This is a genomic window from Micromonospora sp. NPDC007271, assembly GCF_040634005.1.
In the GTDB taxonomy this organism is placed as follows: domain Bacteria; phylum Actinomycetota; class Actinomycetes; order Mycobacteriales; family Micromonosporaceae; genus Micromonospora.
Map to the genome: position 1 here is coordinate 1 of NZ_JBEYER010000082.1, position 12,644 is coordinate 12,644.

Annotated in this window: 9 protein-coding genes; 2 read left to right on the plus strand and 7 right to left on the minus strand. The window is 71.4% G+C overall.

Features of this window, described 5'->3' with window-relative positions:
* Positions 1 to 104: 104 nt before the first annotated feature.
* The 3 genes from katG to ABZ570_RS25200 all read right to left on the minus strand — a co-directional run bounded on the left by katG (position 105) and on the right by ABZ570_RS25200 (position 4,991).
* Complete coding sequence (gene katG / locus ABZ570_RS25190) at positions 105 to 2,336, minus strand: catalase/peroxidase HPI (RefSeq protein ID WP_358068383.1); 2,232 nt, start codon at positions 2,334 to 2,336, stop codon at positions 105 to 107.
* Between the two features lie 33 nt (positions 2,337 to 2,369).
* Positions 2,370 to 2,774 carry a Fur family transcriptional regulator gene (locus ABZ570_RS25195; protein ID WP_358068452.1) on the minus strand — a complete coding sequence of 135 codons (405 nt, stop codon included), beginning with the start codon at positions 2,772 to 2,774 and terminating at the stop codon, positions 2,370 to 2,372.
* 171 nt (positions 2,775 to 2,945) lie between these two features.
* Positions 2,946 to 4,991 carry a S8 family serine peptidase gene (locus ABZ570_RS25200; protein WP_358068386.1) on the minus strand — a complete coding sequence of 682 codons (2,046 nt, stop codon included), beginning with the start codon at positions 4,989 to 4,991 and terminating at the stop codon, positions 2,946 to 2,948.
* Positions 4,992 to 5,302: 311 nt separating this feature from the next.
* On the opposite strand from ABZ570_RS25200, the gene ABZ570_RS25205 reads away from it, so the two are divergent.
* Positions 5,303 to 6,316 carry a serine hydrolase gene (locus ABZ570_RS25205; RefSeq protein ID WP_358068389.1) on the plus strand — a complete coding sequence of 338 codons (1,014 nt, stop codon included), beginning with the start codon at positions 5,303 to 5,305 and terminating at the stop codon, positions 6,314 to 6,316.
* A gap of 209 nt (positions 6,317 to 6,525) precedes the next feature.
* Positions 6,526 to 7,614: a hypothetical protein gene (locus tag ABZ570_RS25210; RefSeq protein WP_358068393.1), complete on the plus strand. Its 1,089-nt coding sequence runs from the start codon at positions 6,526 to 6,528 to the stop codon at positions 7,612 to 7,614.
* 84 nt (positions 7,615 to 7,698) lie between these two features.
* On the opposite strand, the gene ABZ570_RS25215 is transcribed toward ABZ570_RS25210, so the two are convergent.
* From ABZ570_RS25215 to ABZ570_RS25230, 4 genes are all read right to left on the minus strand, one after another.
* Positions 7,699 to 9,162 carry a hypothetical protein gene (locus tag ABZ570_RS25215; RefSeq protein ID WP_358068396.1) on the minus strand — a complete coding sequence of 488 codons (1,464 nt, stop codon included), beginning with the start codon at positions 9,160 to 9,162 and terminating at the stop codon, positions 7,699 to 7,701.
* A gap of 17 nt (positions 9,163 to 9,179) precedes the next feature.
* Positions 9,180 to 9,737 carry a hypothetical protein gene (locus tag ABZ570_RS25220; protein ID WP_358068399.1) on the minus strand — a complete coding sequence of 186 codons (558 nt, stop codon included), beginning with the start codon at positions 9,735 to 9,737 and terminating at the stop codon, positions 9,180 to 9,182.
* Positions 9,734 to 10,270: a hypothetical protein gene (locus ABZ570_RS25225; RefSeq protein WP_358068402.1), complete on the minus strand. Its 537-nt coding sequence runs from the start codon at positions 10,268 to 10,270 to the stop codon at positions 9,734 to 9,736. Before ABZ570_RS25225 ends, ABZ570_RS25220 begins: the two co-directional genes overlap by 4 nt.
* A 156-nt stretch (positions 10,271 to 10,426) precedes the next feature.
* Positions 10,427 to 12,625 (minus strand): BTAD domain-containing putative transcriptional regulator, encoded by a 2,199-nt coding sequence (locus ABZ570_RS25230; RefSeq protein WP_358068405.1) that lies wholly within the window; start codon positions 12,623 to 12,625, stop codon positions 10,427 to 10,429.
* Positions 12,626 to 12,644: the final 19 nt, after the last annotated feature.

A 12,644-nucleotide genomic window follows, 5' to 3' on the forward strand; every position in this document is an offset into this window, starting at 1 on the left:
CGGGCACGCGCTGCACGCCGCCCACCTCGCCGGGATCGTGCACCGGGACGTCAAGTCGGCTCTGGCCGCGCCAGGGCCCTCCAGGGCCGGCCCGGACGTCAGGATCAGGCGAGGTCGAACCGGTCGAGGTTCATGACCTTGACCCACGCCGCGACGAAGTCGTGCACGAACTTCTCCTTCGCGTCGTCGCTGGCGTAGACCTCGGCCAGCGCGCGCAGCTCCGAGTTCGAGCCGAAGACCAGGTCGACGCGGCTGCCGGTCCACCTGACCTCGCCGGTGGCGGCGTCCCGACCCTCGAAGGTGTTCGCGTCCCCGGCGGTCGGCTTCCACGTCGTGCCCAGGTCGAGCAGGTTGACGAAGAAGTCGTTGGTCAGCGACCCGGGGGTCGTGGTGAGGACGCCCAGCGGCGACTGCTGGTGGTTCGCGCCCAGAACGCGCAGACCGCCGACGAGGACCGTCATCTCGGGCGCGCTCAGGTTCAGCAGGTTCGCCTTGTCGACCAGGAGGAACTCCGCCGGCAGGCGGTGCCCCTTGCCGAGGTAGTTGCGGAACCCGTCCGCGGTCGGCTCGAGCGCGGCGAACGACTCCACGTCGGTCTGCTCCTGCGACGCGTCCGTACGCCCCGGCGTGAAGGGGACCTCGACGGCGTAGCCGGCGGTGCGGGCGGCCTGCTCGACGCCCACGCCACCGGCGAGGACGATCAGGTCGGCGAGCGAGATCCGCTTGCCGCCGGTCTGGGCGGCGTTGAACGCCTCCTGGATCTTCTCCAGGGTGTGCAGCACCGTCGCCAGCTCGTCGGGGTTGTTCACCTCCCAGCCGTTCTGCGGCTCGAGGCGGATCCGCGCGCCGTTGGCACCGCCGCGCTTGTCGCTACCCCGGAACGTCGACGCCGACGCCCACGCGGTGGAGACCAACTGGGAGACCGCCAGGCCCGTGGCGACGATCTGCGCCTTGAGGGTCGCGACGTCTTCGGCGTCGACCAACTCGTGCGTCACCGGCGGGACCGGATCCTGCCAGATCAGCGTCTCGGCCGGGACCTCCGGGCCGAGGTAGCGGGCGACCGGCCCCATGTCGCGGTGGGTCAGCTTGAACCACGCCCGGGCGAAGGCGTCCGCGAACTCCTCCGGGTGCGCCAGGAAACGCCGGGAGATCTGCTCGTAGATCGGGTCGAACCGGAGCGCGAGGTCCGTGGTGAGCATCCGCGGCTCGCGGCGCTTCGTCGAATCGTGCGCCTCCGGCACCATGTCGGCGCCCGCGCCGTTCTTGGGGCGCCACTGGTGCGCGCCGGCCGGCGACTGCATCAGTTCCCACTCGTAGGCGAAGAGGATGTGGAAGAACTCGTTGTCCCACCGGGTCGGGTGATAGGTCCAGGTGACCTCGAGCCCGCTGGTGATGGTGTCCCCGCCCTTGCCGGTGCCGAAGCTGTTCTTCCAGCCCAGGCCCTGCTCCTCGAGCGGCGCGCCCTCCGGCTCGGGGCCGACGTGATCGGTGGTGCCCGCGCCGTGGGTCTTGCCGAAGGTGTGACCGCCGGCGATCAGCGCCACGGTCTCCTCGTCGTTCATCGCCATCCGGCGGAACGTCTCGCGGATGTCCCGGGCCGCGGCGACCGGGTCCGGGTTGCCGTTCGGGCCCTCCGGGTTGACGTAGATGAGACCCATCTGGACCGCCGCGAGCGGGTTCTCCAGCTCCCGGTCACCGGAGTAGCGCGCGTCGCCGAGCCACTCCGTCTCGGGGCCCCAGTAGACGTCCTCATCGGGCTCCCAGACGTCCTCGCGGCCACCGGCGAAGCCGAAGGTCTGGAAGCCCATCGACTCCAGGGCGACGTTGCCGGCGAGGATCATGAGGTCGGCCCACGAGAGCTTCTGGCCGTACTTCTTCTTGACCGGCCACAGCAGACGGCGAGCCTTGTCGAGGTTCCCGTTGTCCGGCCAGCTGTTGAGCGGCGCGAAGCGCTGCTGCCCGGCGCCGGCGCCACCGCGACCGTCGCTGATGCGGTAGGTGCCCGCGCTGTGCCACGCCATCCGGATCATGAACGGGCCGTAGTGGCCGAAGTCCGCCGGCCACCAGTCCTGCGAGGTGGTCAGGACCTCCGCGATGTCCTGCTTCACGGCGGCGAGGTCGAGGGACTTGAACGCCTCGGCGTAGTTGAACTCCGCGCCGAGGGGATTGGCCACCACGGGGTTCTTGGCGAGGATCTTCAGGTTGAGCTGGTTCGGCCACCAGCCGCGGTTGCCGCCGCCCTGGGTCGGGTGGGGGGAACGCCCGTGCGGGACCGGGCAGCGGGACTCGCTCCCCGCGCTCGCGTCATGGACAACGGCATCATGGTTCTCGGACATCGACTTCCTTCCGTGACTTGGCGGATCAGGGACTCAGGAGATGCCTGCGGTGGAACAGCCGGGACACAGGCCCCGGTAGACGACCTCGGCCTCGTCGATCGAGAAGCCGTGGTCGTCGGACGCGGTCAGGCACGGCGCCGCACCGACCGCGCAGTCGACGTCGTCGATGCGACCGCACGATCGGCACACGACGTGGTGATGGTTGTCGCCGACCCGCGACTCGTAGCGGGCCACGGAGCCGGGCGGCTGGATGCGCCGGACCAGCCCGGCGGCGGTCAGCGCGCGCAGCACGTCGTACACGGCCTGGTGGGACACGTCGGGAAGGTTCCTCCGCACGGCGCGGATGATCGAGTCCGTGTCGGCGTGCGGATGCGCGAGCACCGCGCTGAGGACGGCCACCCGGGGACGGGTGACGCGCAACGCGGCCCCGCGCAGCATCTGCTGGAAGTCCAGGGTCGTGGCCACGTCCGAAGTCTGGCCCATTTTCTGGAATCAGTCAAGATTATGGGCGACGGATCACCCTGGATTCAGATCCAGTCACAGTAGGCAGCGCACAGCAGTGGCGGCCCGGGACATGATGCCCCGGGCCGCCCGTCGTCTCGGCGAGTCTTACCTGAACAGGAAGTTCGCCGAGTGGGTGGTGCCGTCGATCAGCGTGACGTCCAGGCGCCCGCAGGTGTTTGCCAGCGACTTGTCCGTCTTCCAGACGTACTGGTACTGCTTGCTGACCGGGTCGTACGTCAGGGTGCTCGCGCCCGCGCTGACCGCCTGCACGTCCACGTCCTGCGTGGCCGACGTGTCGCACGCCGTCGCCCGCAGCTTGGGAGAGCCCGCTGCGAGGACGCCGAGACCCTGGTCACCACCGAGGCCGAACTTCACCGGGACGGCGCTGCCGGCCTTGACGGCGTTGACCTTGTCGACGCTGACCGGCGCACCGAAGGTCTGCCAGTCGTACACCACCTGGTAGGTGACGCTGACCGGGGCGGCGGTGTTGCCGGCACGGTCCCGGCCGCCAATGCAGGTGGCGGTGAAGTACCCGACGCTCGGTCCGCCGGTGACGGACAGGGCGGCGGGGGCGGCCACGCCGCTGTCGCCGTCGGTGGTCGAGCAGCCCGGAGTCACCGACGTGCCGAGGGTGATCTGCTGGCCCTGGCCGACCCCGGTGACCTTGACCGTCGGCGGCGTCACGTCCTCGTCCTCGGTGACCGCCCGGTAGGCGTTGACCAGGCCGTACCCGAAGAAGCCGTTGACCTTCGGGTTGTTCGGGTCGACCTTGCACCGGCCCTGGGTGTAGTCGGTGCCGGAGGTGGGGCAGGCGAGCGGGATGGCCTGCTTGCGCAGCAGCTCCGCGATGTAGTCGGGCGTGGCCCCCGGGTGCTTCGACACCAGCAGCGCGGCGACGCCGGCGACGTGCGGCGAGGCCATCGAGGTGCCGGACAGCGTCCGGTAGCTGGCCACCCCGGTCGACGGCGACGTGGAGTAGATGCTGGAACCGGGAGCGGCCACGTCCACGACCCCGAGCCCGAAGCTGGAGAACGACGAGCGCGCCGGCTGCGTGGTCAGGCCCGGGTACCACGGTCCGACCGCGCTCGCGGGGGCGGTGGGCTGGGTGGTCGACGACACCGACACCACGTTGGGCAGCTCCGCCGGCAGGTCGAGGCAGCTCGGGTCGAGGGTACGCCGGACCGGCCGGGTGTCGTCCGGGCTGGTGGTGTCGACCGTCTTGTTGGCGAGGTCCTGGTTCTCGTTGCCCGCCGCGGCGACGTTGAGAATCCCCTTCTCGGTGGTGTAGTCCACCGCGCGCCGGACCGCCTCGACAACCGGAGCCTGATCGGCCTGGCTCTCACACCAGTACAGCCACGGGTCGATGTAGTAGCTGTTGTTCGTGACCTGGATGCCGTGCTCGGCCGCCCAGACGAAGCCGCAGATCGCGTACTCCGGGTAGATGAAGCCGTCGGAGTTGACGACCTTGATGGCGGCCAGCTTCACGCCGGGCGCGACGCCGACGATGCCGACGCCGTTCTTCGCCGAGGCGATGGTCCCGGCCACGTGGGTGCCGTGGTAGTCGGCGGTGAGGCTGGTGGGCCGCCAGGCGCCCGGCGTGGTGTCCGGAGCACCGGTGCCGACGCAGTTCACCGACTTCGACTGATCCACCACCGGGGCGAGGTCCTGGTGGTTGGCGTCGATGCCGTCGTCCAGCACGCCGACGGTGACCGTGGAGCTGCCCAGGCTTACCTCGTGGGCCGCGCGGGCGCCGATGAGGATCATGTCGCTCTGCCGGGTCGCGTTCTCCAGCGCGTCCGGCGCGTACGCGTCGGCTTCCTCCGTCTCCTCGGCCATGGCGGGCAGAGCGGCGGTCCGGGTCGCTCCGGCGGAGTGGACGGCGCCGCCGTGCGCGACGGTCTTGACCTTCTGCGTGAAGGCGGGGTCGGTGGAGCGGGCGATGACCACGCCGATCTGCGCGTACGAGACCATCACCTGGCCGCCGGCTTCGGCGACCGCCGCGGCGGCGTCCGCCGTCCGGGCCCCGTCCACGGCGTTGACCACGTAGCTGAGGTGGGGACCGTCGGCCGCCGCCGCGTTCGGGGCGAGGAACGCACCGAACGCCGCGACGAGACTGGTCGCTGTGGTGACGATGAGGGATCGTCTGCCCAACCTGGAGTGCATTCCGGGCCTTTCGAAAGAGGGTGAGGGGGTCACCCGATCTTGAGTTGAGCGATGATAGAGCGGATTTTCCCTGGCACACACTCGGCTGGACGGTTGGTCGCCCCGCCACCCGGCCGATGTCGACAGCCCGATCCTGCTCTCCCGTGGCACCGGGTGGCCGTTCGACGGGGACGTCGGGACGGGTCGAGTTCACCTATGGTGGCCGGACGGAACGGTTGACGGGTGGGGGTCGCCCCGCCTCGCCGGTGCCCACTGACGCTTCGGCCTTGACCTGTGGAGATGACGACGTGGCGAGCAAGGTGAATCGTAGGACCGCGCTGGGACTCGGCACGGTGGCCACCGCCGGTGCCGTACTCGGCGCGGCGAGCCCGGCCCTGGCGGCCCCGGGCGCCGCGCCCAGGGGCGCCTCGCACCGCGAGGCAGCCGGCTCACCGGCAGGCCGGGTCGCGGAGGCCTATCAGCGGGAGAAGACCCGGGCCGGCGGGAACTGGTACTCGTACGTCAGCGTCGCCGGTGCCGGCGGCGCCCCGCAGGCGGCGGTGCAGGAGAGGGCCGACACGGTGGTCGAGGCCTACAGCGTCAACAAGATCGCCGTGGCCGTGGCGGTGCTGGACAAGGTCGACCGGGGCCTGCTGTCCCTGGACCAGCGGGTGGAGGTCACCGGGGCGATCGTCGTGCCCGGCGGCGACGGCATCTTCGGTCTCGACAACGCCTACCCGAGCTCGGTGACGCTGGGGCATGCGCTCGCCGCGCTGCTGACGATCTCGGACGACACCGCCGTCCGGCTCTGCGGGCTGGTCTGCCCCGCCGCCGAGCTCAACCAGATCCTCGTCGCCAAGGGCTTCCCCAACACCCAGGTCGAACCGGTCGCCAACCCGAATCGCTTCTTCCTCGGCACCAGCACGGCGCGGGAGACCCACGACCTGTTGCAGTCGCTGGTCGCCGGCACCCTGCTCTCCCCCGCCTCCACGACCTTCCTGATCAACTCGCTGCGGTCCCCGATCGCCTTCACCGACGGCATCCGCCGCACCATGTCATCCGACGAGCGGGCCCGGATCGCGACCAAGGCGGGCTGGTTCGCTGACGCCCGGCACGAAGCGGGGATCATCTTCGACCGGGCCGGCGCACCGGTCCTGACGTACGTGCTGTTCGCCGACGGGCAGGCGGACGCCGGCAACTTCGGTGCCACGCATCCGGCCGTACAGGCCCGGGCCGCGATGGGTCCGAAGTTCCTGGCGGCGGTGAGTGGGGTGACCAACGCCGCCGCGCCGGCCCGCCGGCCGCGTGTCCACCGGCCGACCAACGGCGGCTGAACCGACCGTCCGGCCCCTCCGGCCGACGGCCGCAGGGTCTGCGGGTTCGTCGTCGACACAGGACCGACGCCACTTGTTTTCATTTATAAAGGTCAATGCCTTAGGCCTCGTTTCTCTCCATCTGCCGAACTGGCGCTTGAGTGATGAGCGTAAATGGAGACGCGGGCAGTATTGGGGGCTCCCGAACCGCTAGCCGAAAGGTAGGGAACATGTCCACGAGACTGCTACGTGGCCTGGCCGCCGTCGCGGTGATGACCGCGGCGACGCTGGCCACGGCGGGCACCGCCAGCGCCGCCCCGGCCACCCTCGCCCCGTCGACCAGCGCTGTCATCGGAAGCACCGCGCAGCTCAGCCCGGAGGTGGCCGGTAGCGCCGCGGGTGACGGCACCGACGCCCGGCAGCGGGCCCTGGCAGCGTACTGGACCCCGGCGCGGATGAAGGCGGCCAAGCCCGACACCGAGATCCCCGCGGTGAAGGCGGCGCTGGCCAGCCGGGGCGGCGCCGGAGGCCCGGCGACGAGCGCCACCCGTCCGCAGGGGCCGTCCGGCAGCGTGGCGCCGGCGGCGCCCGCCGTCGAGCCGAAGGCGAACGGGCCCGCCACCGCCTCGCCCGACGTGTCGCCCCAGGCCTACTACCCCAACTACCCGGTCGGCCACCCGGTGGCCCGCACCTCCGGCAAGGTCTACTTCACCCTCAACGGCGGCAACTACGTCTGCTCGGCAACGGTGGTGAACAGCGAGGGCAAGTCCGAGGTGTGGACCGCGGGTCACTGCCTCACCGGCAACCGGGCGTGGGCAACCAACTGGACCTTCGTCCCGAACTACAACAACGGTTCGGCCCCCTACGGCTACTGGTACGCCACCCAGCTCTGGACCACCACGGCGTGGTTCAACAACAACAACGACTTCGCGAACGACGTCGGGTCGGCGGTGATGGCGCGCAGCAACGGTTCGCGGATCGCCGACTACCTCGGCGGCCAGGGGATCGCCTGGAACTACCCGATCGGGCAGTACGTCTACGCCTTCGGTTACCCCGCCGCATCCCCGTTCAACGGTGAGGTGCTCACCGCGGAGAACGGCCCCACCTACAACGGCGGCGGCAACACCATCTACATGACCAACTACATGACCGGTGGCTCCTCCGGCGGCGGCTGGCTGATGTCGTTCGACGGCAACTGGGGCTACCTCAACGGGCACAACGACTTCAAGTACAACACCCTCCCGCAGTACATGTACTCGCCGTACTACGGCAACCAGGTGGCGGACCTGTACAACACCGTCCGGAACATCTCCAGCTGATCGTCGAACCCGACGGCGCCGGGTCCGGCTCGGACCCGGCGCCGTTCTGCCGGCGGGTCAGCAGCGAGCAGCGGTGCCGGCGGGTCAGTCCCGGCACAGCGGCACGTCGGGCTCCACGACGGTCCGGTTGACGATGTCCTTCTTGATGAAGTCGGCCTCCTTGGGAATGCTGATCTTGAGCACGTGCTCGATCGCCTTGGTCAGCGGCGCCGACACGCTGATGCCCTCACCGGCCCGTACGGTCAGGACGAGGGTGGACCCCCGGCATTTCACCCCCGGCCCCACCGGCAGCGGCAGGCCCACCCGGCCGGCCGCCGAGCCGTTGGTCACCCCGACCGAGGCCACGATGCCGACGAACGGCCCGGCGCCCGCGACCGGCAGGCCGAGCATGAATCCGAAACGGAACTCCGCGGCCACGACGAGCCCCTCGACGCCGATCGAAACGCCGCGGATGGACTGCACGATGCTCTTCTGCACGGAGAAGGTGGGCGTCAGGACGGCCGACTGGACATATCCGATCGGCCCGCTGAGCCCCCACTTGCCGGTGGCCCGGATGTTGCCGTTCTTCGCCGAGAAGCCCGTGGTGACGAGGAACTTGAAGGTCTCGGTGAGGGTCGCCGGAAACCCACCGATGATGATCGGCTGCTTCACCTCGATGGGCAACTCGATCTTCGCCTTCTTGTTGTCCTCCAGCCCACCCTCCGCTCCCGCGGCGATGGTGATGGCGAGGCCCTCGACCCCGTCGATGCGGAACTGCGGGTTGGGGATCACGCCGTTGGTCACCCGGATGTCGCCCCACGCGCGCAGGTTCCGCAGCAGCAGTTGGATGTCGAAGTCGACCTTCAACCGTTGCACGGCGGTCGAGTGCGAGGCGGTCAACCCCAGCTTCGACTTGTCCTTGTACGCCTCGACGTCCCAGTCGCCGATCTTCTGCTTCATGCTCTTGGCGCCCTGCGATCCCGGCTCCCGCGCCGGGGCGAGGACGATCGGCGGCACGGCGAACCGAACATCGCCCGCGCCGATCGCGTTCACCCCCAGTCCGGTCGCCTGCGCGGCGTCCGGCACGACCGGTGTCGTCCCGGCCGGCCCCCCGTCGACGACCTCACCGAGCAGGTCAGGAAGCCGGCTGAAGCTCTGCGCCGCGACGTCGAGCGGTTGGTCGAAGGTGAAATGGCCGTCCCGCACCACGTCGGTCAGCCGCACCGGGGCCAGGGTGACCGCCTTGTCGCCGCCCGACCGCTCGACCTTCACCACCCGGCCGACCGCCTCGCTCGTGACGAACATGATCTTCCCGGGCGCGACGTCCTTGATCCCCCGGGCCTTGCCGTCGATCACGTAGGTGAAGCCGTCCCCACGCACCGACCGAACGGCCCGGCTGCCGCCGTCCACGAGCACGACATCCGGCTGGTAGACCACCGACTTGTCCGGCTTCGGGCCGTACCCGTACCGGTTGTCGGTCGCGGCATCGTCGCCGAGATCGATCCTTCCGCACCCGGTGGCCAGCACGACCACGAGCAGCCCGGCCGTCATCCGCCTGCACACACGCATGTTCGCCCCCGACCCGCTCACAGCCGACCGGCCACCACCCGGACCAGCTTCACCAGCGGCTCCCGGTTCTCCTTCGGATCGTTGAGCAGGACCAGACGGATCGCGGCCCACACGCCTGCCTTCTGCACGAAGACCTCGTTCGTCTGCCCGTCCAGGTACGCCTCGTCGCCGACGCCGGACAGGGTCTCCAGTTCGTGCCCGAGCTGGCGCTCGATGTCGAGCATCTTCTTCGCGCCGTCACCGACGTAGACCTCCACCTGCCCGGTCGGACCGCTGACCGGTGCCGTCCAGGTGCAGCTCTGCTCCCCGGCCCGGTGCGGGTCGAGCTTCAGGCGGGCCAGCGCGGCGGCCTCCTGATCGGTCACCAGGTCACACGCCTGCGGTGCCGGCTTCTCCGCCGGGGCGGCGGAGGGGGCGTCCTCGGCAGGATCCGCCGGAGTCGTCACCGACGTGCCGCGGTCGGCACCCGCCGGCGGCGCCTTCTCCTCCGATCGTCCACATGCCGACGTCACGAGCAGCAGCACCGTGGCCGGTGCCACGAGCAGCCACCGGCCCAGCCTCGACCGCCCGGTCACGACGCCTCCACCGGCAGCTGTTTGTCGAGCCCAGGGCAGTTCTTCACGGTGTAGTCCGACACCGGCGGCATCGCCGTCTTGAGTTTTCCGGCGGTCGACCCGATGCGGGCGTAGGCCGAGGGATCCTCGGCCATGCTCTTGCCCGCGGCGTCGATGACCGCGGCGTAGAACTCGCTGACCGTCATCACCTGGGTCCTGATCTCGGCCGGCGCCGCCGCCTTCAGGTCCTTGAGCCGGGCCCGGGCCCGGTCCGCATCGGCCTTCGTGCCGCCCCCGCCCTGCCCGAACAACGGGTCCGTCGAGTCGGTGAACGCCTTCACCGCGTCACACCAGCGGCCGCCGCCACCCGGCTTGCCCTGGCCCGCCCCGTCGTCGGCCTGGCTGGTGGCGCCTCCGCCGTCGGCCTGGCTGGTGGCACCCGCGGTGCCGGCCGAGCTGCCACCGCCCGCCGCCGGTGCCGAGTCGTCGGGCCCGCAGCCCGCCAACAGGAGCCCGACCGCCAGTGCGGCAACGCCTCCCCGAATCCGTGTCATCGATCCCCCTCTGACGAGAGCGAGCTGAGTGCCTCGCATACGTCCGACCTCGCCGACGGCCGCGGCCCGTGCGGAACCTGTTGCCGGCGGCACGGCCCGCATTCCGTCCTCTCGAGCAGTCTGATCGGCGGGTTTCGGGGGCTGTTCAGGAATTGTTCAGGCGGGTCGGCGCGTCCCGCTCAGTGACGAGAACGCGGCGGGCTCGACATCGATCTCGCCCATCCGCGCGACGTACTCCTGGTAGCGGCGGCTGGCCTCGCCGTGCCGGCCGGCGGCCGACAACGCGCGGATCAGCCCGAGGTGGGCCGGCTCGTCGTAGCTGTCCTCGGCGGTGAGCCGCAGGTACCAGCCGATCGCCGCCTCGGTGCGCCCCAGACTCAGCCACCGCCTCGCCAGCCGGTGGATCGCTTCGCGGTGCAGGTCGGCCAGGACCGCCCGGGGCCGCCGCACCCAGTCCCCGACGTTCTCGCCGTCGTCGCAGAAGTCGCCCGCGTACATGGCCACCACCGCCTCCAGGCGGCGCAGCAGCCGTACCTCGCCGTCGGCGAGGGCGTCACCCTCGGCGGCCGCGCCACTCCCCCGGCCCGGGCTGCCGTTCGGTGGGGCCGGCGACGTGCTCGCGCCGTCCGCCGCGATGGCCGCGCGGGCCGCCTCGTAGAAGCGCAGCGCGTCCACGGCGACGTGCGCCGGGTTGAGACGCACGGTGGCCGGGTCGGTCGCGAGGTAGCGGTCGGCCGGATGCTGCCGAGCCGGATCGAGTACGCCCCGTACGGTCGAGATCAGGACCGACAGGCGGCGCAGCGCCACCTCGGTTCGGGCGTCCGGCCACAGCGCGCCGGCCAGGGCCTCGCGGGCGACCGGCTTCCCGAGCTGCCCGGCCACCATCTTGAGCAGGTCCCGCGCCTTGCGGGACTGCCAGCTGCCCACCGGCACGGGCACCCCGGCCAGCCGTACGGTGAAATGGCCCAGCGTCTGCACCTCGACCTCGGGGACCGGCGTCGGCCCGATCGCCGCCAGCGGGCCGGCGACCTGCCAGGCGCCTTCCTGTACGCCGATCTGGTTCAGCCGTTCGTGCGCGAGCTCCTCACCCGCCCGGTCGCCGGCCAGCCGCGCCTGCAGCAGGGCGTTGGTGGCCAGCGCGAACTCGTTGCCGAGTTCCGCCCAGATCGCCGCGGCTTCGACCAGGCCGGCGAGCAGCCGGCGCATCCCCCGGGTCGCCGTCGCCTCGGGGCTGGCCTGGTGGGCGGCGAGCGCGGCGAGTTCCATGGCCTCGGCCAGGGCGGCGGCGTCCCGGCGGCGGCCGGCCTCCACGCGCACGTGCTCGCCGTACCGGAGCGCGGCCTGCGGGTCACCGGAGCAGAGCGCGACCCAGCCGGCGGCCAGCTCGGCAACGGTGGGCCCGGCGGCGCTGGGCAGGGACAGGGCCCGCTCGGCGTACTGCGCTGCCGCCACCGGATTGTCGGCGTAGCTGATCCGCGCGAGCCCCGCGCACGCCTCGACCAGCACCTGGGCGTTGCCATCCGGCTCCGCCATGGCCAGCGCCGCCTGGTAGGCGGCCACCGCCTGCCGGGTCGCGCCGCGCACCCGGTGCACCCGGGCGGTCAGCGTCAACCCGAAGGCCGCCAGCGGCGATCCGGCCCGCTGCCACCGGGTCAGCGCCTCGTCCGCGTCGCTGCGCGCGCGGCGCAGCTCACCCAGCCCCAGCCAGGCCTCCGCCCGGTTGTGCAGTGCCAGCGCGAGGAGTGTCTGGTGCCCGACCAGTTCGCCGAGCCGGACCGCCTCACCCAGTTCCTCGACGGCCGGTCGGTAGCGCCCCTCCTCCACCAGCCGGGAGCCGATGTTGCACCGGATCCGGAGTTGCTGGCCGAAGTCGCCGGCTCGTTCGGCCGCCGCGAGCGCCCGGGCGTACGCGTGCTCGTTGTCGGCCCGGTCGCCGTCGCTGAACGCGACCAGCGCCTGCGCCACGTACGCCGCCGCCACCGCGGAATCGTCCCCGCTCCGCTCCGCGACGCGGACCGCCCCCTCGGCGAGCTCCCGGGCCTGCGCCTGGTCGCCCGTCGCCCAGCGGGTCGCCGCCCGGCCGGCGAGGACCTGGGCCTGGTCCGCCAGCACCGACGGCTGATGCTGGTCCGCGGCGTCGAGAACCGCGCGTTGGTAGCAGGCTTCGGCCGCGTCGAACCGCCCCTGCTGATGCAGCAGTACGCCGAGACGCCAGGCCAGCGCCGCCGGCAACGGCACGTCCGCCGGCACGGCCGCGAGATGGCGCAGGGCGTCGTCGTACCGCCCGTCCCGCACGGCCGCCTCGAGCGGACCGAGAACCCCGAGCATGTCAGGACCACCCGTGCCGATGGTCACGGCAGGAGGTTCCGCAACG